General features: G+C 73.1%; 20 protein-coding genes. 13 read left to right on the top strand and 7 right to left on the bottom strand.

Going from position 1 to position 23,562, the window contains the following annotated elements; translation table 11 throughout:
- Positions 1–128: 128 nt before the first annotated feature.
- Together V1L54_RS19600 and V1L54_RS19595 are read right to left on the bottom strand one after the other, a co-directional pair.
- Positions 129–1,289: a TerD family protein gene (locus V1L54_RS19600; RefSeq protein WP_330119358.1), complete on the bottom strand. Its 1,161-nt coding sequence runs from the start codon at positions 1,287–1,289 to the stop codon at positions 129–131.
- Positions 1,290–1,365: 76 nt separating this feature from the next.
- On the bottom strand, positions 1,366–2,181 hold the full coding sequence (locus tag V1L54_RS19595) for an NAD-dependent epimerase/dehydratase family protein (RefSeq protein ID WP_330119357.1): 816 nt from the start codon (positions 2,179–2,181) through the stop codon (positions 1,366–1,368).
- A 270-nt stretch (positions 2,182–2,451) separates the two neighbouring features.
- Between V1L54_RS19595 and V1L54_RS19590 the strand changes: the two genes are divergently transcribed.
- The 11 genes from V1L54_RS19590 (at position 2,452) to V1L54_RS19540 (ending at position 15,316) form a co-directional block, all read left to right on the top strand.
- The gene (locus tag V1L54_RS19590; protein WP_330119356.1) at positions 2,452–3,675 is read left to right on the top strand and encodes a hypothetical protein; all 1,224 of its coding nucleotides are present in this window, start codon (positions 2,452–2,454) and stop codon (positions 3,673–3,675) included.
- A gap of 336 nt (positions 3,676–4,011) precedes the next feature.
- Entirely contained in the window at positions 4,012–4,692 is a 681-nt protein-coding gene (locus V1L54_RS19585) for a GntR family transcriptional regulator (protein WP_330119355.1), read from the top strand.
- On the top strand, positions 4,689–5,597 hold the full coding sequence (locus V1L54_RS19580; protein WP_330119354.1) for a dihydrodipicolinate synthase family protein: 909 nt from the start codon (positions 4,689–4,691) through the stop codon (positions 5,595–5,597). The genes V1L54_RS19585 and V1L54_RS19580 overlap by 4 nt, the downstream gene beginning before the upstream one ends.
- A complete protein-coding gene (araD, locus tag V1L54_RS19575; RefSeq protein WP_330119353.1) occupies positions 5,594–7,348 on the top strand; it encodes an L-arabinonate dehydratase in 1,755 nt (584 codons plus the stop codon). Before V1L54_RS19580 ends, araD begins: the two co-directional genes overlap by 4 nt.
- Before the next feature lie 145 nt (positions 7,349–7,493).
- Positions 7,494–8,441, top strand: coding sequence for a carbohydrate ABC transporter permease (locus tag V1L54_RS19570; protein WP_330119352.1), 948 nt, complete (start codon positions 7,494–7,496; stop codon positions 8,439–8,441).
- Complete coding sequence (locus V1L54_RS19565; protein ID WP_330119351.1) at positions 8,438–9,346, top strand: carbohydrate ABC transporter permease; 909 nt, start codon at positions 8,438–8,440, stop codon at positions 9,344–9,346. Before V1L54_RS19570 ends, V1L54_RS19565 begins: the two co-directional genes overlap by 4 nt.
- A complete protein-coding gene (locus V1L54_RS19560) occupies positions 9,346–10,668 on the top strand; it encodes a Gfo/Idh/MocA family protein (protein ID WP_330119350.1) in 1,323 nt (440 codons plus the stop codon). Before V1L54_RS19565 ends, V1L54_RS19560 begins: the two co-directional genes overlap by 1 nt.
- Positions 10,665–11,534, top strand: coding sequence for a DUF6807 domain-containing protein (locus V1L54_RS19555; protein WP_330119349.1), 870 nt, complete (start codon positions 10,665–10,667; stop codon positions 11,532–11,534). Before V1L54_RS19560 ends, V1L54_RS19555 begins: the two co-directional genes overlap by 4 nt.
- A gap of 125 nt (positions 11,535–11,659) precedes the next feature.
- Positions 11,660–13,003: an ABC transporter substrate-binding protein gene (locus tag V1L54_RS19550; RefSeq protein ID WP_330119407.1), complete on the top strand. Its 1,344-nt coding sequence runs from the start codon at positions 11,660–11,662 to the stop codon at positions 13,001–13,003.
- Positions 13,004–13,169: 166 nt separating this feature from the next.
- Positions 13,170–14,480, top strand: coding sequence for a pectate lyase family protein (locus tag V1L54_RS19545; protein ID WP_443076709.1), 1,311 nt, complete (start codon positions 13,170–13,172; stop codon positions 14,478–14,480).
- A 209-nt stretch (positions 14,481–14,689) separates the two neighbouring features.
- A complete protein-coding gene (locus V1L54_RS19540; protein WP_330119347.1) occupies positions 14,690–15,316 on the top strand; it encodes a carboxymuconolactone decarboxylase family protein in 627 nt (208 codons plus the stop codon).
- A gap of 181 nt (positions 15,317–15,497) precedes the next feature.
- Here V1L54_RS19540 and V1L54_RS19535 read toward each other — a convergent pair whose 3' ends face one another.
- Positions 15,498–16,295 carry an IclR family transcriptional regulator gene (locus tag V1L54_RS19535; protein ID WP_330119346.1) on the bottom strand — a complete coding sequence of 266 codons (798 nt, stop codon included), beginning with the start codon at positions 16,293–16,295 and terminating at the stop codon, positions 15,498–15,500.
- Positions 16,296–16,468: 173 nt separating this feature from the next.
- Between V1L54_RS19535 and V1L54_RS19530 the strand changes: the two genes are divergently transcribed.
- Both V1L54_RS19530 and V1L54_RS19525 read left to right on the top strand, forming a co-directional pair.
- Positions 16,469–18,019 (top strand): aldehyde dehydrogenase (NADP(+)), encoded by a 1,551-nt coding sequence (locus tag V1L54_RS19530; protein WP_330119345.1) that lies wholly within the window; start codon positions 16,469–16,471, stop codon positions 18,017–18,019.
- Positions 18,020–18,152: 133 nt separating this feature from the next.
- Positions 18,153–19,202: an aminotransferase class V-fold PLP-dependent enzyme gene (locus V1L54_RS19525; protein ID WP_330119344.1), complete on the top strand. Its 1,050-nt coding sequence runs from the start codon at positions 18,153–18,155 to the stop codon at positions 19,200–19,202.
- A gap of 31 nt (positions 19,203–19,233) precedes the next feature.
- Here V1L54_RS19525 and V1L54_RS19520 read toward each other — a convergent pair whose 3' ends face one another.
- The 4 genes from V1L54_RS19520 to V1L54_RS19505 form a co-directional block, all read right to left on the bottom strand.
- Positions 19,234–20,268, bottom strand: a complete 1,035-nt coding sequence (locus V1L54_RS19520; RefSeq protein WP_330119343.1) for a LacI family DNA-binding transcriptional regulator — start codon at positions 20,266–20,268, stop codon at positions 19,234–19,236.
- Positions 20,269–20,369: 101 nt separating this feature from the next.
- Complete coding sequence (locus V1L54_RS19515) at positions 20,370–21,245, bottom strand: carbohydrate ABC transporter permease (RefSeq protein ID WP_330119342.1); 876 nt, start codon at positions 21,243–21,245, stop codon at positions 20,370–20,372.
- Positions 21,242–22,111: a carbohydrate ABC transporter permease gene (locus V1L54_RS19510; RefSeq protein WP_330119406.1), complete on the bottom strand. Its 870-nt coding sequence runs from the start codon at positions 22,109–22,111 to the stop codon at positions 21,242–21,244. Before V1L54_RS19510 ends, V1L54_RS19515 begins: the two co-directional genes overlap by 4 nt.
- Before the next feature lie 122 nt (positions 22,112–22,233).
- The gene (locus V1L54_RS19505) at positions 22,234–23,526 is read right to left on the bottom strand and encodes an ABC transporter substrate-binding protein (protein ID WP_330119341.1); all 1,293 of its coding nucleotides are present in this window, start codon (positions 23,524–23,526) and stop codon (positions 22,234–22,236) included.
- Positions 23,527–23,562 lie beyond the last annotated feature (36 nt).

The following is a 23,562-nucleotide window of genomic DNA, read 5'->3' as shown; positions in this document are numbered from 1 at the left end:
ATCACCTGGAAAATCTCGTCAAGCGCCACTGACCTGCGAATACCCGTTCCACTTAACGGCGGGGAGGACGCCGCCCCGCCGCGCCGGTGCGACGGATGTCACTCCACCGGGCCCCGCGCGGGGGCGTCCTACAGGGCCGCGCCCCCGGGTTTGACCATGCCGCGGACCGTGCGGGAGTCCACGTAGTCGCCCAGCGCCGTCATCTCCCACTCACCCGAGTACTGGCGGACCAGTTTGCACATCAGCACGCCCGTGCGCGGCTCGGAGCCGGTCAGGTCGAACCGGACCAGTTCCTCCCCGGTGACGGCGTCCAGCAGCCGGCAGTACGCCTTGGCCACCTCGGTGAACTTCTGCCCGGAGAAGGAGTTGACGGTGAAGACCAGACCCGTCACCTGGGGCGGCAGACCGCCCAGCTGGACGGTGATGCTCTCGTCGTCCCCCGCGCCCTCGCCGGTGAGGTTGTCACCGGAGTGCTGGACGGCGCCGTTCAGGATGGCGAGCCTGCCGAAGTAGCAGTTGTCGATCTTCTTGCGGTCGGGGCCGTAGGCGATGACCGAGGCGTCCAGGTCCACGTTCTTGCCGCGGAAGGCGGGCTCCCAGCCCAGTCCCATCCGCACCGAGCCGAGCAGCGGTTTGCCGCCCTTGACCAGGGAGACCGTCTGGTGCTTGCGCAGGTCGACCCGGCCCTTGTCCAGGTTGATCTTCCCGCCGGACGCGGGCGCGGGCGCGGGGGCCGGGGCGGCGGCCGCGGGCGGTGCGGGCGGCACGGGGGGCGCCACCGGTGCGGCCGGCGCGGTGGCGGGCTCCTCCACCGTCACGCCGAAGTCCGTGGCGATGCCGGCCAGCCCGTCGGCGTACCCCTGGCCGACCGCGCGCACCTTCCACGCCCCGCCCCGGCGGTAGACCTCGACGACCACCAGTGCCGTCTCCGGACCCAGCCGGGGCGGGGTGAAGGTGGCCACCACCGTGCCGCTCGCGGCGTCCCGGACGGTGGCGGTGGGCTCGGTGCCGGCGAAGGTCGCGCCGGGGGTGTCGAGGCTGGCGGTCACCACCACCTTCTCGATGCCGGCGGGCACCGCTTGGGTGTCCACGGTGATCGTGTCCCGGCCGTCCGCGGCGCTGTGCGTCACCCCCGGTGCCGACGGCTGGTTGTAGAAGACGAAGTCGTCGTCGGAGCGCACCCTGCCGTCGGCGGTGAGCAGCAGGCCGGACACGTCGAGCCGGACCGGCGCGGTGACGTCCACCGCCACCCGGGCCGCGGACAGGGGAAGGTTCGAGCCGGGAGTCATCGCAGTCATGGTCCGGATAACGGACAGCGGCGCCGTGCGGTTCCGGCGGGTCCGGCCGGGGGCCCGCCGGGGCGGTTCACAGGCCGTCCGGCCAGTCGGGCGGCTCGGTGCAGAAGGTGCCGCCCAGGTGGGCGTGCTCGGGGTCGTCCGGGTCCGGTTCGCCCTGCTCGGCGATCAGCCGCCCGGCGTACCGCTCGGAGTCGTCGCGCGGCTCGTACCCCAGGGCGCGGGCCGGGTCCAGGTCCCACCACAGCCGGGTGTTGGCCGAGGAGCCGTAGACGACGGTGTGCCCGACCTCCGGCGCGGTCAGGGCGGCGTGCAGCAGCCGGGCGCAGTCGGCGGGGCTCAGCCAGGTGGACAGCATGCGCACGGTGGTCGGCTCCGGGAAGCAGGAGCCGATCCGGACGGAGACGGTCTCGATCCCGGCGCGGTCCCAGTAGAGCTGGGCGAGGTCCTCGCCGAAGCACTTCGACAGGCCGTAGAAGGTGTCCGGCCGGTGGGGGCCGCCGGCGCCGAGCGGCGGTTCCCCGGGGCGGGGCGGGGCGGCGAAGCCCACCGCGTGGTTAGAGGAGGCGAACACGACGCGGCGCACGCCCGCCGCGCGGGCCGCCTCGTAGAGGTGGTAGGTGCCCTCGACGTTCGCGCGCATGATGTCGCCGAAGGGAGCCTCTCCGGAGATGCCCGCCAGATGGACGATCGCGTCGGTGCCCCGCACCGCCTCCCGCAGCGCGGCGGTGTCGGAGAGATCGGCGGTGACGGCGTCCGGCTCGCCCTCGACGGGGCGGGCGTCGAACAGGCGCAGCGCGTAGCCGTACGGCGGGAGCAGCTCGCGCATCCGGGTGCCGATGCCGCCGGCGGCGCCGGTGAGCAGAACGGTGCGGGGGACGGGCATCGGCGTCTCCGTTCATGAATGATGTTCACATATGGGATCACGCTAAGGAGTCCACCCGAACGCCGTCAAGAGGTGCCGCCCCATCTTCCGGGCCGGTCCGGGAGGGTGGCGTGTCCGGCCGTGATTCACACCGATGTACGGCGGACAGCCGGGTGGACACCTGTCGGGAAGGGTGCCGCTGTTCTACCCTTCGGCCGTTCCCTGATCACTTCCGCCGCCCGCCCTCCCCCCCTGTTCCCTCGTCCCGCCCCTTCGACCGAGGAGCTGCCGATGCGCGCCTCCGCCTTCCTCTACCCCTGGGACGTCGTCGGGGACCCCGACGCCGCCCGCCGGATCGCCGACCTGGGAGTCCGGCAGGTCACCCTCGCCTCCGCCTACCACTCAACCCGGGCGCTCACCCCGCGCCACCCGCGCCACCGGATCGTCACCGCCGAGCACTCAGCCGTGTACTACCCGGTGGATCCGGCCCGTTGGGCCGGCCGCGCCCTGCGTCCGTACCCGCAGCGCTGGACGGAGGGCGAGGACCCGTTCGGCGCGGCGGCCGAGGCGCTGGCCGGCGCCGGACTCGAGGTGCACTCCTGGGTGATCCTGGCCCACAACACCCGGCTGGGCGCCGAACACCCCGGCATCCGGGTGCGCAACGCCCACGGCGACTCCTATCCCTGGGCGCCCTGCATCGCCCGGGAGGAGGTGCGCGCCTACGCCGTCTCGCTCGCCGCGGAGGCCGCCGTACGGCCCGGCGCGCGCGGCACCGAACTGGAGTCCTGCGGCTGGTACGGGCTGTCCCATCTGAGCGCCCACGACAAGACCGGCGGGGTACGGCTCGGCGGCGCCGGCCAGTATCTGATGTCGCTGTGCTTCTGCCCGGTCTGCGAGGCGGGCTACGCCTCGCTCGGCGCGGACCCCGGGCGGCTGCGGTCGGCCGTCACCGGCGCGCTGGAGCCGCTGTGGGCCGGGGCGTACAACGAGACCGCGCGGGGGCGGGAGGAGGAGTGGGCCGAGGTGGAGGGACTGCTGGGCGCCGAGCTCGCCGCGGTCGCCGCCGCCTGGCGGAACCGGATAGCGAGCGCTTTCCGAAGCGAGGTGGTCGAGGCGGTGCGCGACGCCGCCCGGGAGCGCGGCGGGACGGACTTCCGGGTGCTGCTGCACGCCGATCCGGCCCCGCACCGCTGCGGCGCCAACGCGGGGACGGACCCCGCCGGGGTGCTCGGCGGCGGCCCCGGCGCGGCCGACGGGGTGGTGCTGGCGTGCACCGGGGACGCGGCCGAACGTGCCGCCGTGCTCGCTCCGTTCGGGCCGCACCGTGCCCCCGGGACCGTACTGGCGGCCAACTTCACGGTGGTGGCGGGGATGGGCGGGCGCCCGGAGGCACTGGCCGAGGAGGCCGCGCACGCCCGGGAGCTGGGCGCCGGGGAACTGCGGCTCTACCACGCCGGGCTGGCCTCGGACGCCGACCTGGCGGCGGTGCGCGGCGCGCTGTCCCGCCTCGTCTGATCCGCCGCCGACGGGCCGCCGCCGGTGTGCGCCGTGCGGCGGGCGCGGCGCCGGGTGACCGCCCAAGCCCCGTTGGCTGCGCACAGTAAGCGCTTTCAAATCGGACCCCCGAACTTCTGTCGGAACCGTTGACGGAGTCCGGGGGCCGACCTACGTTGCTTCCCACCACGAGTCGTACGTCATACGTCATATACGAGGTGTGACACAGCCCTGTACGGGACGGTGCGGACCTGTTCCGCCCCGTATGAGGCCTGTGGCCCACCTGACGTCCCCTGTGGCATTGGTGCCAGGTGCCGGCCAGTGCCAGCCGCCGGAACCGAGCCGAGAGCCGACCGCATGAGAGCGCCCCTGACCGGTGTCGTGCCGGTGCCCTTCCCCTCCAGGACGCAGTACGTGCTGGAGCAGCTGACCCACGCCGTCCTCACCGGCCGGCTCCCGCCCGGGCAGCCCCTGGTGGAGGCCGAGCTCGCCGCGCGGTTCGGGGTGTCCAAGACCCCGGTCCGCGAGGCCCTGAAGACCCTCGCGGGCCGCGGACTGGTCGTGATGAGCGAGTACAAGGGCGCCACCGTGCGCACCGTGGACACCGCGATGGCCCGCTCCGTCTACGACGTGCGGCTGCTGCTGGAACCGGAGGCACTGCGCCGTGCCGTCGCCGCGGGGGCCGGCCTGGCCGACGCCCGGGAGGCCCTGGAGCGGGCGGACGCCGCCGCCGACCGGGCCGCCCGGTCGCTGGCCAACCGGGACTTCCACCGCGCCCTGTACCTGCCCTGCGGGAACCCGCTGCTGACCCGGATGCTCGACGACCTGCGCGACCAGGCGGCGCTGGTGTCCACCGTCGCCTGGGAGGCGGTGCCCTCCTGGGAGCGGGAGGCCGCCGAGCACCGGCGCATCCTCGCCCGCGCCCTGGACGGGGACGCGGACGGCGCGGCCCGGCTGCTGCACGACCACATCGAGGGGTTCGTCCGCCGGGCGTTCCCCGCCGAGGAGAACGAGAAAGGTCAGGTGGATCGGGCATGACGGACTTCTCCCGTCGGCGGGCCGCCCTCGCCGGCGTGGTGGCCATCACCGTCACCCCGTTCGACGGACGGGACCGGCTGGACGAGGACGCCTACCGGGCCCTGGTGCGCCGCCTGCTGGACGCCGGGATCGGCGCCCTCACCCCCAACGGCAACACCGGCGAGTTCCACTCCCTCACCCCCCGCGAGCGGCACCTGGAGACGGAACTGACCGTGGCGGAGGCCGCGGGGGAGGCCGAGGTGATCGTCGGCATCGGCCACGACCCGGCCGGCGCGGCCGAGAGCGCCCGGCGGGCGAGGGACGCCGGGGCGGGGATGGTGATGGTCCACCAGCCCGTCAACCCGTACGTCTCCCAGGACGGCTGGGTGGACTACCACCGGGCCGTGGCCGAGGCGGTGCCCGACCTGGGCGTCGTGCCGTACCTGCGCACCCCCTTCGTCGAGGGTGCCGCGCTGGCCCGGCTCGGTGCGGAGTGCCCCAACGTCATCGGGGTCAAGTACGCCGTCCCGGACGCGGCCCGCTTCGCCGCCTTCGCCCGCGACGCGGGAGCGGACCGCTTCGTGTGGGTGGCCGGACTCGCCGAGCTGTACGCCCCCGCCTACTTCGCCTGCGGTGCCACCGGCTTCACCTCCGGTCTGGTCAACGTCGCCCCCCGGCTCCCGCTGGAGATGCTCCGGGCGCTGCGCGCCGGGGACTTCCGGGCCGCGATGGAGGTCTGGGAGCGGGTCCGTGCCTTCGAGGACCTGCGCGCCGAGAAGCAGTCCGCCAACAACGTCTCCGTCGTCAAGGAGGCCCTGGCGCACCTCGGCCTGTGCCGCCGCGACGTCCGCCCGCCCGGCAGCACGCTGCCGAAGGAACTGCGCGCCGAGGTCGCCGCGATCGTCGAGGGGTGGGAGCGGACATGACGGACCGCCGGGAAACCCGCGGACCCCGGCCCCGCCGCGGGCCCGAGGAGCTCCGCAGCCACCGGTGGTACGGAACCGGGGGGCTGCGCTCCTTCAGCCACCGCGCCCGCACCCGCCAGCTCGGCTACCTCCCCGAGGAGCACCTGGGCAAGCCGGTGATCGCGATCCTCAACACCTGGTCCGACATCAACCCCTGCCACCAGCACCTGCGCGAGCGCGCCGAGGCGGTCAAACGCGGGGTGTGGCAGGCCGGCGGCTTCCCGCTGGAGTTCCCCGTCGCGACGCTGTCGGAGACCTTCCAGAAGCCCACCCCCATGCTCTACCGCAACCTGCTGTCCCTGGAGACCGAGGAACTGCTGCGCTCCTACCCGGTGGACGGCGCGGTGCTGATGGGCGGCTGCGACAAGACCACCCCCGCCCTGCTGATGGGCGCGGCCAGCGCCGACCTGCCCGCCGTCCTCGTCCCCGCCGGGCCCATGCTGCGCGGCCACTGGCGCGGCGAGACCCTCGGTTCGGGCACCGACATGTGGAAGTACTGGGACGACTACCGCGCCGGGCTCATCGGCGACTGCGAGCTCGCCGAACTGGAGTGCGGTCTGGCCCGCTCGCCCGGCCACTGCATGACCATGGGCACCGCCTCCACCATGACCGGCGCCGCCGAGGCCCTGGGGGTCACCATGCCCGGCGCCGCCGCCATCCCCGCCGTCGACTCCGGGCACTCCCGGATGGCCGCCGCGGCCGGACGGCGGATCGTGGAACTGGTGTGGTCCGACCGCAGACTCTCCACCGTCCTGACCCGCGAGGCGTACGAGGACGCGGTGACGACGGTGTGCGCGCTGGGCGGCTCCACCAACGCCGTCATCCATCTCATCGCCATGGCCGGACGCTCCGGAGTCGGCCTCACCCTGGACGACTTCGACCGGATCGCCCGCACCACACCGGTGCTGGCCGATCTGCGGCCCGGCGGGAAGTACCTGATGGAGGACTTCCACCACGCCGGCGGGATGCCCGGCTTCCTCTCCCGGCTGCGCGACCGCCTCCACCTGGACCGCCCCACCGTCGCCCACGACACGCTGCGCGAGCAGCTCGCCGGCGCGCTCGTCCACGACGACGACGTCATCCGCACCGCGGACGACCCGCTGTCCGCCGAGGGCGGCATCGCCGTCCTGCGCGGCAACCTCGCCCCGGACGGCGCCGTGATCAAGCACATCGCCGCCGAGCAGCGCCTGCTGCGGCACACCGGTCCCGCGGTCGTCTTCGACGACTACCGCGCCCTGCAGGCCGGCATCGACGATCCCGCGCTCGGCATCACCGCCGACAGCGTGCTGGTGCTGCGCGGCTCCGGCCCGCTGGGCGGGCCGGGGATGCCCGAGTACGGAATGCTGCCCATCCCCGGCCACCTGCTCAGACAGGGGGTGCGCGACATGGTCCGGCTCTCCGACGCCCGGATGAGCGGCACCAGTTACGGCGCCTGCGTCCTGCACATCGCGCCCGAGTCGTGGGTGGGCGGGCCGCTGGCCCTGGTGGAGAGCGGGGACCTGATCACCCTCGACGTCCCCGCCCGCACCCTGCGCCTGGAGGTCGACGACACCGAGCTGGAGCGCCGCCGCGCCGCCTGGCAGCCCCCGCCGGCCCGCTACGGACGCGGCTACGGGGCCCTGTACGAGGAGCACATCACCCAGGCCGACACCGGCTGCGACTTCGCCTTCCTCGCCCGGCCCGGCGAGGTGCCGGAACCCCACGCGGACTGAGTCCGCGGCCGGGCGCCGTACCCGCACGGCCGTCCCGGTGGTCCGCTCGGCCCGCCGCCCCACCGTCCGAAAACACCGGCCGAGGACCGGCCGACATCTCGAACGACGTTCGACGGTCATTCGACGACAGAACGGAGCACCGGCAATGGCCCTCACCGCCGTGCCGAAGAAGCGCGCCCCGGCAGGGAAGCCCGGGGCACCGGAAAGGCCGGGCAGACCGGGCAGGCGCGGCCTGCCGTATCTGCTGATCGCGCCCGCCGGGCTGCTGATGCTGGGCTTCATCGCCTATCCGATGCTCAGCGTCCTCTACTACAGCCTCCAGCACTACAACGTCACCAAGCCCTGGCGGAACGGCTTCGCCGGCGCGGACAACTTCCGGGAGATCTTCTTCGAGGACCCGCTGTTCTGGCAGACCCTCGCCTTCAGCGCCAAGTGGGTCCTCGTGGAGGTCGGCCTCCAACTGGTCTTCGGTCTGGCGCTGGCGCTGATCGTCAACCAGACGTTCGTCGGCCGCGGCATCGCCCGGGCCCTGGTCTTCTCGCCCTGGGCGGTCTCCGGGGTGCTCACCACCACCATCTGGATCCTGCTGTACAACCCCTCCACCGGGCTGAGCCGCTATCTGGCCGACGCCGGCATCGGCGAGTACGGCACCTCGGTCCTCTCCGACACCGGCACCGTCTTCTGGGCCGCCGTCCTGGCCGAACTCTGGCGCGGCGTCCCGTTCTTCGCGATCCTCATCCTCGCCGACCTGCAGTCCGTCCCCAAGGACCTCTACGAGGCCGCCTCGGTGGACGGCGCGAGCCGCCTCCGGCGGTTCTGGCACATCACCCTGCCGCACCTGAAGGACGCGATCATCCTCTCCACACTGCTGCGCGCGGTGTGGGAGTTCAACAACGTCGACCTGCTCTACACCCTCACCGGCGGCGGTCCGGCGGGCGTGACCACCACGCTTCCGCTCTACGTCGCCAACACCGGGATCGACGGCCACGACTTCGGCTACGCCTCCGCGCTGACCACCGTGGCCTTCGTGATCCTCCTGTTCTGCTCGATCCTCTACCTGCGTCTGAGCAAGTTCGGAGGCGACGACAAGTGACCGCCGCACTCGCACAGCAGGGCACCCGCGTCCCCGTCCCGGCCGACGGCGAGACCCCGCCTCCGGCCCGGCGGGGAACCCGGCGCCGCAGACCGGACGACGGACCGCCGCGCTGGCAGATCCTCCTCCCGCTGGGCCTCTACCTGCTGTTCACGCTGATCCCCTTCTACTGGATGCTGCTGTTCGCCCTCCGCCCGGCGGGCTCCACCGCCCTGGTGCCCTGGCCGGTGACCGGCGAGCACTTCGAGAAGGTCTGGAACGACCGGAGCTTCGGCACCTACTTCCTCAACAGCACCCAGGTGGGCATCGCCTCGATGGTGATGACCATGGCGGTGGCACTGGCCGGCGGCTACGCCCTGGCCCGTTTCCGGTTCCGGCTGAAGAGCGCCTTCATGCTGGCGCTGCTGTGCTCGCAGTTCATCCCGGGCGCGCTGATGCTCGTCCCGCTGTTCGAGACCTTCCGCAGCCTCCAGCTCATCAACTCCATGTGGAGCGTGATCATCGCGGAGACGGTCTTCCAGCTCCCGCTGTCGATGATCCTCATCGGCGGCTTCATCAGGAACGTGCCCGAGTCGCTGGAGGAGGCCGCCTGGGTGGACGGCTGCTCCCGGCTGCGGGCCTTCGGGGCCATCGTGCTGCCGATGCTGCGGCCGGGGCTGATCGCGGTGGGCTCCTTCGCCTTCGTGCACAGCTGGAACCACTTCCTGTTCGCGCTGATGTTCCTCTCCTCGCAGGACAAGCAGACCATTCCGGTCGGCCTCAACACCCTCATCGGCTCCGACAGCGTGGACCTCGGCGCGCTCGCCGCGGGCGGGGTGGTAGCCGCCGTACCCGTGGTGATCATCTTCGCCTTCATCCAGAAGTGGCTGATCACCGGTTTCAGCGCGGGGGCGGTGAAGGGCTGATGAACACCTCCGCCTCCGTACCCACGCTCACCTCCGCGACCGCGCCCGCACCCGCGCCCGCACCCGCGCCCGCCGCGGTGTCCGCCGCCGGACCGCCGCTGCCCGTCGTGCTGGCCGGTGCCCGCGGCCACGGCCGCCGGCACCTGGACAACATCCGCCTGCTCGCCGGGGAGGGCCTGGTCCGCCTGGCCGGAATCTGCGAGCTGAACCCGCTCACCGGGCGGGAACTGGACGGCCTCGGCCCCGTCGAGCAGTCCACCGACCTCGCCGGTCTGCTGGAGCGCACCGGCGCGCGCGTCGCCGTCGTCTGCACCCCGATCCACACCCATGTCGACCTGGCGCTGGCCGCCGCCGAGCGGGGCGTCCACCTGCTGCTGGAGAAGCCGCCCGCCCCCTCGTACGCCGAGTTCGAGCGGCTGACCGAGGGGCTGGCCGCGGCCGGGGTCGCCTGCCAGATCGGTTTCCAGTCCCTGGGTTCCCACGCCGTCACCGCCGTCCGCGAGCTGGTCGCCGACGGCGCGATCGGCCGGGTGCGGGGCATCGGCGCCGCCGGTGCCTGGGCCCGCGACCTGGCCTACTGGCACCGCGCCGGCTGGGCCGGACGGCGCAGGCTGGACGGCCGGGACGTGGTGGACGGCGTCCTCACCAATCCCCTCGCCCACGCCGTGGCCACCGCGCTGCGCATCGACGGCGGCGACCGCGCGGAGGACGTGGCCGGCGTCGAGCTGGAGCTGTACCGGGCCAACCCCATCGAGGCCGACGACACCTCCTGCGCCCGCCTCCGCACCGTGCACGGCGACGGCACCACGGGCGAGATCACCGCGGCCGTGACGCTGTGCGCGCGGCGGCCCGGTGAGCCGTACGTCGTCGTGCACGGCACCGAGGGCCGCGTCACCCTCTGGTACAAGGCGGACCGCGTCCGGCTGGAACGGCACGGCCACGCCCCCGAGACCACCGAGCACGCCCGCACCGACCTGCTGCGCAACCTCCTCGCCCATCTCACCGACGGCGCGGAGCTGCTGGTGCCGCCCGGGCGCACCGGCGCCTTCATGCGGCTGGTGGAGGCCGTCCGCACCGCTCCCGAGCCGCGTCCGCTGCCGCCGGACGCCTGGTACACCGAGCCCGGCCCGGACGGCGGCGGCTCCGCGCGGCGGATCGTCACCGGCATCGACGAGCTGGTCGCCGCGGGGGCCGAGCGGCTGGGCCTCTACTCGGAGACCGCCCCGGAACTGGCCCGCTCCGGCGGCCCGTACATCCCCTGGGCGGTGCCCGCGGCACCGGCGGCACCCGCGGGAGGGGCCGGAGAGGAGGCCGGGGCATGAGCGAGCCCGGCACCGTCCCCGCCGGGGCGGACGAGACCGTGGAACTGCGCTGCGGCGGACGGGCCGTGGCCCGTTACGAGTACCGTCCGGACCTGCCCGTGCGGGAGTCCCCGCGCCCCTGTCTGCATCCCGTGCGCACTCTGGGCGGCACGGTCGTCACCGAGCTGCGGCCCGCCGACCATGTCCATCATCTCGGGGTGAGCATCGCCGTTCCCGACATCTCCGGCGCCAACTTCTGGGGCGGGCGCACCTTCGTCCGCGGCCGGGGCCCCACCGAACTGGACAACCACGGACGGCAGCGCCATCTGCGGTGGCTGCGGCGCGGTACGGACGGCTTCGCCGAGGAGCTGGCCTGGGAACGCGGCGGGCGGCGGCTGCTGACCGAACGCCGCACGGTCGCCGTCCGGGAACTGGACGGGCGCTGCTGGGCGCTGGACCTCACCTGCGAACTCACCAATGTCCGCGGCGAGGAGCTGTCGGCGGGCAGCCCGGCCACCAACGGCCGCCCCGGTGCCGGCTACGGGGGCTTCTTCTGGCGCCCGCCGACCGGCTCCCGCCCGCCCGAGGTGTTCACGGACCGGGCCACGGGCGAGGCGGCGGTGCACGGGAGGCCGGCGCCCTGGCTGGCGATGGCCGGCGAGGGCTGGACGCTGGTCTTCGCCGGAGCCACCGACGACACCCGCCGCGACCCGTGGTTCGTGCGCGCGGCCGAGTACCCGGGGGTGGGCTCGGCGCTGGCCTGGGAGAGCAGACTGCCGCTGCCGCCCGGCCGGCCGGTCGTGCGGCGGGTGGTCACCGCGGTCGCCGACGGGCGGCTGGACCGTGCCGCCGCGGCCGGTGTCGCCGCCCGACTCCGTGTCACCTGACCGCGCCACCCGACCGCACCGCCGGCCCGCCGAGCGGTTCACAGCGTGTATCCCCCCGCACCACTCCACCGTCCACGCGGAAACGCACCCGGAGCCTCCGGGCAACCCCGAGAGAAGAGTCGATGATGAACAGACACACCAGCCGCGGAGCCCGTGCCCGGTCACTGCTTGCCCTGGGCACCGCCGCGGTCCTCACCCTCACCGCCACCGCCTGCGGGGACTCCGGCACCGGGACGGGCGACGAGGGGGACGGCAAGGGAAAGATCGTCTTCTGGGACAACAACGGCGGTGTGCGCACCGAGGTCTGGAAGAAGATCATCGCCGAGTTCGAGGAGAAGAACCCGGACATCGACGTCGAGTACGTCGGCATACCGATCGCCGACGTGCAGTCCAAGTACGACACCGCCATCCAGGGTGGCGGCGACAGCCTGCCGGACGTCGGCATGGTCGGCACCGCGTACCTGGCCGGCATGGTCGCACAGGGGGCGCTGGACCCGGTCACCGACCGGATCGAGGACAGCCCGCTCAAGGGCAAGCTGGTCAGGGGCATGGTCGACAGCGTCCGGGCGGCCGGCGGCGAGGAGGAGCTGTTCACCGTCCCGACCTCCGCCAACCAGGGCGTGCTGTGGTACCGCACCGACCTTTTCGAGCAGGCCGGTCTGGAGCCCCCCACCAGCTGGGAGAACTTCTACGAGGCGGCCGAGGAGCTGACGGACAGGAAGGAGAACCGCTTCGGCTTCACCATCCGCGGCGGCGCCGGCTCCGTCGCCCAGGCACTGGAGATGATGTACGCCCAGTCCGGCATCGACGGCTTCTGGAAGGGCGACAGGAGTACCGTCGACGACCCGGCGAACGTCGCTGCCCTGGAGAAGTACGTCGCCCTCTACGACAAGGCCACGCCCAAGGCCGACCTGAACAACGACTTCACCAAGATGGTCGCCACCTTCACCGGTGGCGAGGTCGGCATGCTCCAGCACAACCTGGGTTCCTACACCGACCATGTGAAGGCGTTCGGCGAGGAGCGGATCGGCGGACTGCCGATGCCGCCCGCCACCGAGGGCGGCCCGCGCACCCTGGTCTCCAACCCGGTCGACGGTCTCGGCCTGTTCAGATCCAGTGAGAACAAGGCCGCGGCCTGGAAGTTCATCGAGTTCGCCGCCTCGGCAGAGATGAACAGCCTCTGGAACGAGTCGGCCGGCTCGATCCCGGCCCACACCGACGCCGCGGACGACGAGTGGCTCACGGCGGCCGAGCCCACCAGGAGGGCCATGGAGTCACTGGACGACCCGGACACCAGGATCGTCCAGCTGCCCTACTACCTGCCGGACTGGAACAGCATCAGCAAGGCCGACACCGAACCCGGCTTCCAGAAGCTGCTGCTGGGTGAGATGAGCGCCGAGGAGTTCGCCGGCGACCTGGCGGAGCGCCTCAACGAGGCGCAGGCCGAGTGGAACGAGCAGAAGGGCTAGCGGTTCCGGTACCGCGCCCGGGGGCGCGCGGCGGGTCGTCCTCCGGCCCACCCCGCCGCGCCCACCCGTGGGCGTCCCCCATCGGTACCCCCACCGGCACCCCCACCGATCAGTCATCGAAGGAGTCGCAGTGCAGAGAGTGAAATGTCATGTCCGCGCCGCACTGATGGCGGGGTGTGCCTCGCTCACCCTGGCGGCCCTCACCGGACCCGCCCAGGCAGCTCCCGGCCGCGGCGGGGACCCGGCCCGCGCCGTCCTCCCCGAGGGCGACGGCTGGGCCTCGGCCGAGGGCGGCACCACCGGCGGCGCGGCGGCCGACACCGATCACGTCTTCACCGTCACCGACCGCGCCGGGCTGGCCGCGGCCCTGAACGGCGGCGACGACACTCCGAAGATCATCAAGATCAAGGGCACCGTCCACGGCAACGCCGACGACCGGGGCAACCCGCTCGGCTGCGAGGACTACCGGCGGGGCGGCTACACCCTGGAGAAGTACCTCCGGACGTACGACCCGGCCGTCTGGGGTGACGCCGAGCCGTCGGGCCCGCTGGAGGACGCGCGCGCCGCCTCGGCCGCCGAACAGGAAAAGCGTGTCAAGCTCGCCGTCGGCTCCAACACCACACTGATCGGAGTGGGTAAGGACGCCACCGTCCTAGGTCTCAGTCTTCAGATCCGGGGTGCGGAGAACGTCATCGTCCGCAACATCACCTTCGAGGACACCCATGACTGCTTCCCGCAGTGGGACCCCACCGACGGCGACAGCGGCGCCTGGAACTCCGAGTACGACAACGTGGTCGTGCATGGCTCCCGGCATGTCTGGCTGGACCACAACACCTTCACTGACGGCCGCCGCCCCGACAGCGCCCAGCCTCGCTACTTCGGGCAGCTCTTCCAGCAGCACGACGGCCTGCTCGACATCGTCCGCGGCGCCGACCTGGTGACGGTGAGCTGGAACGTCTTCACCGAGCACGACAAGACGATCCTGCTGGGCAACAGCGACGGGGCCGGCGACGACGACCGCGGCAGGCTGCGCACCACCTTCCACCACAACCTCTTCGAGGACGTCAACGAGCGCGCCCCGCGGGTGCGCTTCGGCAGGGTGGACGTCTACAACAACCACTTCCGGCAGAACGAGGACGTCCGGTACGGCTACACCTGGGGCATCGGCAAGGAGGCCGCACTCGTCGCCGAGCACAACGCCTTCACCCTCCACGAGGGCCTGGCCCCGGCCGACACCATCCACCAGTGGACTCCCGGCACCTCCATGACCGAGCGGAACAACTGGGTCAACGGCCGGTACGTGGACCTGTTGGCCGCCCACAACGCCGCCAATCCCGACCGGCTTCTAGGTGACGACGCGGGCTGGACACCAAGGCTGCGCACCCGTGTCCACCACCCGCTCGCGGTACCGCACCTGGTCGACCGGTACGCCGGCGCCGGGAAGCCGGAGGGGAGGAACGGAGAGAACCGCGGATGAGCACCGGCCGCCGCGGTGCCCCGGCCCCGGGCGGGGCGCGGCCGGGACCGCCGGGCGCCTCCCGGCGGCCCGTCCGTCCGGCCGGCGCCCCGCGGGGCCCCGGCCGGACGGACGGCCCTTCGGCGACGCCGGCCGGAGGATGTCACAGAACGCGGGCCGTGGTGCGTCCCGGGGGTGGAAGGAACCACTGTGATCCAAGGAGGCAGAGCATGGCCCGCATCTCCCTCGATCCGCCCCGCACGCTCGTCCTGCGCATCGGCGAGTGGTACTCGCGCCGCCGGTACGGCAAGGTCCTCGACCCGGGGAAGGCCCTCGCGCACAACCCGGGGGTGCTGATGGACTACGTCCGTCTGGAGCGGGGCGTCGCCCGCTGGAGGACGCTCGACCCGGCCCTGAGGCATCTTGCCGTGATGGCGTCCGCGGCCCGCATCGGCTGCTCGTGGTGCCTGGACTTCGGCTACTGGGAGGCCCGGGAGCTCCGGCTGCCGCTGGAGAGGGTCCGGTACGTGCCCGTCTGGCGCGAGCACCGGGACCTCTTCACCGAACTGGAGCTCCAGGTCATGCAGTACGCCGAGGCGATGACGGAGACCGAGCCCGCGGTCACCGACGAGATGGTCCGCGCGCTGGTCGGCCGGCTGGGCGAGAAGGCGTTCGTGGAGCTGACGGCGATCGTCGCGGTGGAGAACCTGCGGTCGCGGGTCAACAGCGCCTTCGGACTGACAGGTCAGGGCTTCTCGGACGGCTGTGAGGTGCCCCCGCTGCCGTCCGGCCGGCCGCCGCGGGCGTCCCGGTCCTCGGATCAGCCGGAACCCGGTGCGCCGAAGCCGCTCCCGTAGACGGCGGTATGCGCGGGGGACGGTGGACGAAGGTGCGGTGGACGAGGTGGTGGACGAGGTGGTGGACGAGGGTGCGGTTGTCATGACGCCACGCTCCCACCGCGCACCACCGCCCGGCGTCCCGCCCGGTGGGGAACCGTCTCCCCCGCGCGGGGGAGGCCAGCCCTCCACCGGGCGGTTCCTACAGCCGCCGGGTGGCCAGGGCCAGCCGGTCCCGGGCGTGGAACAGGGCTTCCTTGATCGTCTGCTCGTGTGCGGGTGTCAGCCGCGCCACCGGCACCGAGCAGCTGATGGCGTCCCGCGCGGGGGTGCGGTAGGGGATGGCGATGCCGAAGCAGCGCAGCCCCAGGGTGTTCTCCTCGCGGTCCACGGCGTAGCCCTGCTCACGGATCTGGTGCAGCTCCTCGATGAGCCGCTCGCGGTCGGTGAGGGTGTGCTCGGTGAGGGGCGCCAGGGTCTCGGGGAGCAGTGCGCGCACCTGGTCGTCGTCGTACGTCGCCAGCAGCGCCTTGCCCAGGGAGGTGGAGTGTGCGGGCAGTCGCCGTCCCACCCGGGTGAAGGGGCGCAGGTAGTGCTGGGACTGGCGGGTGGCGAGATAGACGACGTTGGTGCCGTCCAGCCGGGCGAGGTGGATGGTCTCGGCGGTGTCGTCGGAGAGCCGGTCCAGGGTGGGCCGGGCGGCGGCCACCACCTCGTCCCCGTCGATGTAGGAGGTGCCGACCAGCAGGGCGCGCACCCCGATGCCGTAGCGGGTGCCGGTGGCGTCCGTCTCGATCCAGCCCAGGTCCACCAGGGTCCGCAGCAGCATGTAGAGACTGGACTTGGGATAGCCGACGGCCTCCTGCACGGCGGCCAGGGTGTGCATGCCGGGCTGTCCGGCGAAGAACTCCAGGAGCTCCACCGTCCGCACCGCCGACTTGACCTGCCCGCCGCCCGCCTCCGGTTTCCGGACGGGGGAGTCCTCGCGCACTGACGGCATCGACCTTGACCCTTTCACTCGACCGGCCATAGAGTCCCGGACAGACATTCACACCTCGGGACAGCGTTCAGCATATCGAACATGGTTCACGGGAGAACAGCCCGCGGTGCCCGGGGTCCGGGCGCGGTGCCTCCCGCAGTGTCCGTCGGCCGACCGGCAGGAGGAGTTCAGCGGTGGCAGTACCAGTGTGGAGCGTCGACCCCAGGACCGGGAAGCGGCGCGAGCAGGTCGCGGTCGAGGCCGCGGCGGCCGATGTCGACGAGGCCGTGCGCGCCGCCCACGCCGTCCGTGCGGCGCTGGCCGACCGCACCGCCCGGATCGCCCTGCTGCGCGTGGCCGCGGAGGAGCTGGAGGCCGTCCGCGAGGAGATCGTGGCGACCGCGGACGCCGAGACCGCCCTCGGCCCGGTCCGGCTGAACGGCGAGCTGGGCCGTACCACCTACCAGCTGTGCGCCTTCGCGGACGAGGTCTCCGACGGCGGATACCTGGATGTGATCATCGACCATGCCGACGCGTCGCTGACCCCGCCGCGGCCCGATCTGCGCCGCTACAAGATCCCGCTGGGCGTGGTGGCCGTCTACGCCGCCTCCAACTTCCCGCTGGCCTTCTCCGTGCCGGGCGGCGACACCGCCAGCGCGCTCGCGGCCGGCTGTCCGGTCGTGGTCAAGGCGCACCCGGACCACCCGGCCACCTCCGAGCTGTGCGCCGCCGCGCTGCGCCGCGCCGCCGCCCGCACCGGGCTGCCCGAGGACGTCGTCCGCCTGGTGCACGGCTTCGACGCGGGAGTGGAGCTGGTGAGGCACCCGCTGGTCGCGGCGGCCGGGTTCACCGGTTCCATCCGCGGCGGCCGGGCCCTGTTCGACGCCGCCGCGGCCCGCCCGGTGCCCATTCCCTTCCACGGCGAGCTGGGCAGCCTCAACCCGGTCGTCGTCACCGAGGCGGCGGCCGCGGAGCGCGCCGAGGGCATCGGCGGCGGGCTGGCCGGCTCGATGACGATGGGCCGCGGGCAGTTCTGCACCAAGCCCGGCCTGGTTCTCGCCCCCGCGGGGGAGTCCGGCGACCGGCTGCTGACGGCGCTGACCGGCGCCCTGGGCGAGGCGGCCCCCGGCCCGCTGCTGGACGCCCGGATGCGTGAGGCGTTCCTGGCCGGGATCAGGGCCCGTACGGAGCTGGCGGACGTCGCCGCCCCGGTCCTGTCGGCCGGGGGGGAGGGGAAGACCGTGGGGGCGGGCTTCCTCACCGTCCCGGCCGCCCGGCTCGCCGCCGGCGGCGCGCACGAACTGCTGCTGGAGGAGTGCTTCGGGCCGGTCACCGTCGTCGCCCGTTACCGCGACACCGACGAGGCCGTCGCCGTCCTCGCGAAGCTGCCCGGCAATCTCACCGCCACTCTCCACCTCGGGGAGCGGGAGGCCGAAGGCGCCGGGGACGGCGGGGAGAGCGGTGCCGGTACCGCCGCCCGGCTGCTCGCCGAGCTGACCGGGCTGGCCGGACGCGTTCTGGTCAACGGCTGGCCCACCGGGGTGGCCGTCGCCCCCGCCCAGCACCACGGCGGCCCCTACCCGGCCACCACCTCCACCTCCACCTCGGTCGGTGCCACGGCGATCGAGCGCTGGCTGCGCCCGGTCGCCTACCAGGACACCCCGCAGGCGCTGCTGCCGCCGGAACTGCACGACGACAACCCGCTGGGCCTGCCGCGCCGGGTGGACGGGCGGCGCGAGAGCTGACCGGCCCGCCGGGTGCCACCCGTCCCGGGTGGCACCGAAGGAGGGGCCTGACCTGGCGGTATAAAGGGTTCTTTGAGTTCTCCCAAGAAAATCCGCAATGGACAGCAGGTAGGCGGGGCGGGACAGTGGCGTCATGGACACCTCGCTGCTGGACGGTGAGTTCGCACCGCGGACCACCTATCTGAACACCGCCTCGCACGGCCTGCTGCCCGCCCGCGCCGCCGACGCCCTGCGCGCGGCGGTGCAGGAGACGGTGGACGGCCGTATCGACATGGTGCGCTGGTTCGAGCTGATCGAGCGGGCGCGGGCCCGCTTCGCCCGGATCGCCGGTGTGGCGCCCGGGCGGGTGGCGGTCGGCTCGGCCGTCGCGCCCCAGGTGGCCCTGGTCGCGGGCGCGCTGCCGCCCGGCGCCGAGGTGCTGGTCGCGGACGGCGATTTCAGCTCCCTGGTCAACCCTTTCGCGGTGCGCGACGACCTCAAGCTGCGCACCGCGCCCCTGACGGAGCTGCCGGACGCCGTCCGTCCCGGTACCGCCCTGGTCGCGGTCAGCGCCGCGCAGTCGGCGGACGGCCGGATCGCAGACCTCGCGGCGCTGACCGCGGCGGCCCGGGAGCACGGGGCGCGCACCCTCGTCGACACCACCCAGGCCACCGGCTGGCTGCCGCTGGACCACGGGGACTTCGACTACACGGTGTGCGGCGCCTACAAGTGGCTGCTGGCCCCGCGCGGCGTCTCCTTCCTCACCGTGCCCGAGGACGGCGGTGGCCTGGTGCCCTGCCAGGCCGGGTGGATCGCGGGGGAGAGGCCCTGGGACAGCTGCTACGGGCCGGTGGAGGAGCTCGCCGCCTCCGCCCGCCGCTTCGACACCGGTCCGGCCTTCCTGCCGTACCTCGCCGCCGAGCGCTCCCTGTCCCTGATCGAGGAACTCGGCCCGGAGGCGATCGGCGCCCACGACCGGGCGCTGGCCGACCGCTTCCGCACGGGGGTCGCGGAGCTGGGCCACCGGCCGGTGCCCGGCGGCTCGGCGATCGTCGCGGTGCCCGGCCTGGACGGTGCCGCGGAGGCGCTGAAGGAGGCGGACGTGGCGGTGTCGGTGCGGGCGGGCAACCTGCGCGCCGCCTTCCACCTGTACAACACGGAGGCGGACGTGGACCGGCTGCTGGAGGTGCTGGCCCGGCCTTGATCCCGGACCGGGCCGGTGTGCCGGGGGCCGGTCACGCCGACTCCCGGCGCACCAGCTCGGTCGGCAGGATGACCGCCGACGGCTCCGCGCCGCCGATCAGACCCAGCAGCACCCGCACCATCTCCGAGCTGATCCGGTCCCACGGCTGGCGGACGGTGGTCAGTTCCGGCAGACCGGCGACGGCGGCGGGGGAGTCGTCGAAGCCGCCGACCGCGACGTCGTCCGGCACCCGGCGTCCGGCCCGCTCCAGCGCGGCCAGCGCTCCCCGTGCCATCAGGTCGGAGGCGACGAACACCGCGTCCAGCTCCGGGGTCCGCGCCAGCAGTTCGGCGGCGGCCCGTTCCCCGCTGCCCCGGCTGTAGTCGCCGTGGGCGACCAGTTCGTCCCCGGCGGGCAGCCCGGCGTCGGTGAGCACCTCGCGCCAGCCCGCCAGCCGCTCCACCCCGCCCGGGGTGTCCATCGGCCCGGCGACGATGGCGACCCGGCGGCGGCCGAGGGAGACCAGGTGCCGCACCATCTCCCGGGCGCCGTCCCGGTCGTCGGCGGCCACATGGGCGATCCGGACGGCCGTACGCCCCCGCCGGTCGATCGGTTTGCCGCTTGCCACGACCGGGACACCCGCCTTGATCAGCTGTTCGGCCACCGGGTCGCCGGTGTGGCTGGAGACCAGCAGCACCCCGTCGACATGGCCGGCGGTGACGTAGCGCATCACCCGGCGCCGCTCGGCGGGTGTGCCGGCGATCATCAGCAGCAACGGGATGTCGTGCGCGGCGAGCGCCTGGGTGCAGCCGCGCAGCAGCACGTTGAAGTTGGGGTCCTCGAAGAGTTTCTCCTGCGGTTCGGTGAGCAGGAAGGCCACCGAGTCGGAGCGGCCGGTGATCAGGCTGCGGGCGTGCCGGTTGACGACGTAGCCCGTCCGGCGGACGGCCGCCCGGACCGCGTCGGCGGCGGCCGGGCTGACGTTGTGCCCGCCGTTGAGGAACCGCGAGACCGTGCCCCGGGAGACCCCGGCCTCCCGGGCCACGTCGTGGATCGTCGGCGGACGCCGCCGCTCACCGCCGTTCATGCGGCACCCGTCCTCACTCGCGCCCCCACGCCCTCCCGCGGCTCCGGCACCCCGTGGCCCGGTCCGCGTACCGCCCCGTACACCTTCATCTTCGGGCATGCTCAGGACTTTACGGCGCCGGACAGCAGGTCCAGGCTCCAGAACCGCTGGATCACCAGGAACAGGGCGATCAGCGGCACGACGGCCAGCAGCGCCCCGGTGATCACCAGAGTGTAGAGGGCGGGTGTGGACGCCCCCTGCTGGAGCAGGGTGAACAGCCCGAGCGTGACCGGGAACTTCTCGTCGTCGCCGAGCATGATGTACGGCAGCAGGAAGTTGTTCCAGATGGCCGTGAACTGGAACAGGAAGACCGTCACCAGGCCCGGCAGCATCATCGGCAGCGCCAGGGAGCGGAAGATCCGCCACTCGCCGGAGCCGTCCATCCGCCCGGCCTCGACCACGTCCGCCGGTACGGCCGCGGCCGCGTAGATCCGGGCCAGGTAGACACCGTACGGGGACAGGACGGAGGGCAGCAGCACCGACAGGTAGCCGTCGGTCAGGTGCGCCTCGGCCAGCAGCAGGTACTGCGGTACGGCCAGGATCACCGGAGGCATCAGCACCCCGGTGAGCAGGACGTTGAAGACGGTCTCCCGGCCGCGGAAGCGGTGGACGGCCAGGGCGTACCCGGCGAGCGCCGAGACGGCGGTGGACAGCAGTGCCCCGAGTCCGGCGTAGAGGGCGGAGTTGGCCAGCCAGCGCCAGTAGAGGCCGTCCCGGTAGGCCGACAGCTCCGCGAGGTTGTCCGTGAGACCGGTGCCGGGCAGGAAGGTGAAGGTGGAGAACAACTCGCGGCCGGACTTGGTGGCCGCCACCAGCACCCAGGCGACCGGCAGCAGGCAGTAGACGGCGCCCAGGAACAGTGCCGCGGTGGGGACGGGCGCGATGCGGCGGGGAACGCGCCCGGCAGTGGCCGGGGCGGCGGTCACGGCGTTGCTCAACGGGACTCCTCCTGCCCGGTACGGCTGCCCACGGCCCGCAGGAAGCCGAAGGACAGCACGAGTGTGACCACGGCGATGACCACCGCCGTGGCGGCGGCCGCGTGGATGTCGCTGCGGACGAAGGCGTCCTGGTAGACCTTCATCAGCGGGCTCCAGACGGTGGAGACGCTGTTGGTCAGCGGTTTGAGCGTGGTCGGCTCGCTGAACACCTGGAGCGTGGCGATGACCGAGAAGAAGAAGGTCAGCACCAGTGAGGGGGCCACCATCGGAATCTTGACCCGCAGCGCGGTCTGGAGCTGCGAGCAGCCGTCCAGCCGGGCGGCCTCGTGGACCTCGGCGGGGATCGCGCGCAGTGCCGTGTAGATGACGATCATGTTGAATCCGGTGCCGCCCCAGATCGCGATGTTGGCGAGCGCGAGGTAGAGCGGGCCGCCGTCGAGCAGGTCGGGCCGCGGCAGTCCGAGCTCACCCAGGAGGTAGTGGAACGGGCTGACGTCCGGCAGGTACAGGAACCCCCACAGCAGTGCCGCGATCACTCCGGGGACGGCGTACGGCAGGAAGATCGCCAGCCGGGTGAAGGAGCGGCCCCGTACCCGGTCGGCGTCCAGCATCAGGGCGAAGACCAGGGCCAGGCCGAGCATGACCGGGACGACGATCAGCCCGTAGCCCAGCACCCGCAGCGCGCCGGCGGTCAGCTCGGGGTCGCCGAGCGCGTCGGCGTAGTTGGACAGCCCGGCCCACACCTCCTCGCGCGCCCCGCCGCCCAGTCCGAGCCCCTCGACCTCGACCCTGCGCAGGCTCAGATGGACGGCGTAGCCGACGGGAAGGGCGAAGAACAACAGGAACAGGGTGAGGGCGGGCAGCAGGAAGAGGTACGGTGCCCGCCGTGTGCCGCGGGACCGCCGCGGGACGCGGGCCGCCGGTGTCCCCGGTCTCCCGGGTGTTCCCGGCGCCGTCCGCGCCGTCCGCGCCGGGCGTGTCGTCGGTGTCACTCGGAGACCTCGAAACCCCGCTTCTTCATGTCCGCCACGGTCGTCGTGTGCACGGTCCGCAGCGCCGCGTCGAATCCGGACCGGTTCCTGGCGGCCTTGCCGAAGGCGTCCTTGAAGGCGCTGTAGGCGACATTGACGTTCGGGCCCCAGGCGGCGGGCACGGTGCCCCGGGCGATCTTCGCGGCCCGGGCGTAGAAGTCCGGCTGGTTGGGGAAGAACTCCGGGGCCTGCGCGAGGGCGTCGCTGTGCCGGGCCGCCTCGGCGGCGGGGTAGACGCCGCTCTCCCGCACCAGGGCGGCCAGTGCCCCGGGGTCGGTGTTGAGCCAGACGGCGAACTCGGCCGCGGCCTCCTTGTGTCCGGAGTCGTTCGTGACCGCCGTGGTGGAACCGCCCCAGCTGCCGGTGGCGTTCGCACCCTTCTCCCACTGGGGGAGCGGTGCCATCGCCCACTTGCCCCTGGTGTCGGGGGCGGCGGTGGCCAGGGTGCCCGGCGCCCACACGGCGCTGACCCAGGCGATCTGCTTGCCGGTGTTGAGGGCCTTGTTCCAGGCCGGGGTGTACATCGGCTGGTTGTCGATCGCGCCCTCCTCCACCAGTCCGCCCCAGAAGTCGGCGACCCTCCGGGTGGCCGGGTCGCCGATCGCGACCTTCCACTTCTCGCCCTCGGTGGTCCACCAGCGGGCGCCCGCCTGCTGGGCGAGACCGGCGAAGAGCCCGGCGTCGTTGCTGGAGAACGTGGTGAGGGAGCGGTCCGGGGCCTTCTTCCTCACCGCGCGGGCGGTCTCGGCGAACTCCTCCCAGGTGGCCGGGACGGACAGCCCGTACTCGGTGAAGAGGTCCTGGCGGTAGAAGAACATCATCGGGCCGGAGTCCTGGGGGACGGCGTAGGCCGCGTCGGTGCCCAGGGTGACCTGCTGCCACAGGCCGGGGGCGAACTCCTCCTCCGCCCCCTTCACCTCGCCGGAGATGTCGGCGAGCACCTCGTTGGCGACCAGGGTGGGCAGCGCCTGGTACTCCGCCTGTACCAGGTCGGGGGCCTCGCCCGCCTTGGCCGCGGTGATGGTCTTGGTGACCAGGTCGTCGCCGCCGGCCTGCTTCTTGACGGTCACCCGGATGTCCGGGTGCTCCTCGTTCCAGAGCTTCACCACCCGGTCCATGCCGGGGGCCCAGGACCAGTAGGTCAGCTCGACCGGGCCGGATCCGGCGGAATCGTCCGACGAGCCGCAGCCGGTGAGGGCGGCCGCTGCGACGGCGGCCGCGGTGCACACCGCGACAGTGCGGTTGTTCATGGGTGCCTCCCTGGCAGGTGCTGTGAACGTGCACAG

The sequence above is a fragment of the Streptomyces rubellus genome (assembly GCF_036323805.1).
Classification (GTDB): domain Bacteria; phylum Actinomycetota; class Actinomycetes; order Streptomycetales; family Streptomycetaceae; genus Streptomyces.
The sequence above is the reverse complement of the archived record's forward strand: the minus strand, read 5'-3'. Positions and strand labels throughout refer to the sequence as shown.

Bases quoted from the DNA above. Each gene is read 5' to 3' on its own strand.
- V1L54_RS19555 (WP_330119349.1), top strand. From the start codon at position 10,665: ATGAGCGAGCCCGGCACCGTCCCCGCCGGGGCGGACGAGACCGTGGAA.
- V1L54_RS19590 (WP_330119356.1), top strand. From the start codon at position 2,452: ATGCGCGCCTCCGCCTTCCTCTACCCCTGGGACGTCGTCGGGGACCCC.
- V1L54_RS19560 (WP_330119350.1), top strand. From the start codon at position 9,346: ATGAACACCTCCGCCTCCGTACCCACGCTCACCTCCGCGACCGCGCCC.
- V1L54_RS19585 (WP_330119355.1), top strand. From the start codon at position 4,012: ATGAGAGCGCCCCTGACCGGTGTCGTGCCGGTGCCCTTCCCCTCCAGG.
- V1L54_RS19595 (WP_330119357.1), bottom strand. From the start codon at position 2,181: ATGCCCGTCCCCCGCACCGTTCTGCTCACCGGCGCCGCCGGCGGCATC.
- V1L54_RS19505 (WP_330119341.1), bottom strand. From the start codon at position 23,526: ATGAACAACCGCACTGTCGCGGTGTGCACCGCGGCCGCCGTCGCAGCG.
- V1L54_RS19570 (WP_330119352.1), top strand. From the start codon at position 7,494: ATGGCCCTCACCGCCGTGCCGAAGAAGCGCGCCCCGGCAGGGAAGCCC.
- araD (WP_330119353.1), top strand. From the start codon at position 5,594: ATGACGGACCGCCGGGAAACCCGCGGACCCCGGCCCCGCCGCGGGCCC.
- V1L54_RS19525 (WP_330119344.1), top strand. From the start codon at position 18,153: ATGGACACCTCGCTGCTGGACGGTGAGTTCGCACCGCGGACCACCTAT.
- V1L54_RS19580 (WP_330119354.1), top strand. From the start codon at position 4,689: ATGACGGACTTCTCCCGTCGGCGGGCCGCCCTCGCCGGCGTGGTGGCC.
- V1L54_RS19600 (WP_330119358.1), bottom strand. From the start codon at position 1,289: ATGACTCCCGGCTCGAACCTTCCCCTGTCCGCGGCCCGGGTGGCGGTG.
- V1L54_RS19540 (WP_330119347.1), top strand. From the start codon at position 14,690: ATGGCCCGCATCTCCCTCGATCCGCCCCGCACGCTCGTCCTGCGCATC.
- V1L54_RS19520 (WP_330119343.1), bottom strand. From the start codon at position 20,268: ATGAACGGCGGTGAGCGGCGGCGTCCGCCGACGATCCACGACGTGGCC.
- V1L54_RS19535 (WP_330119346.1), bottom strand. From the start codon at position 16,295: ATGCCGTCAGTGCGCGAGGACTCCCCCGTCCGGAAACCGGAGGCGGGC.
- V1L54_RS19550 (WP_330119407.1), top strand. From the start codon at position 11,660: ATGAACAGACACACCAGCCGCGGAGCCCGTGCCCGGTCACTGCTTGCC.
- V1L54_RS19545 (WP_443076709.1), top strand. From the start codon at position 13,170: ATGGCGGGGTGTGCCTCGCTCACCCTGGCGGCCCTCACCGGACCCGCC.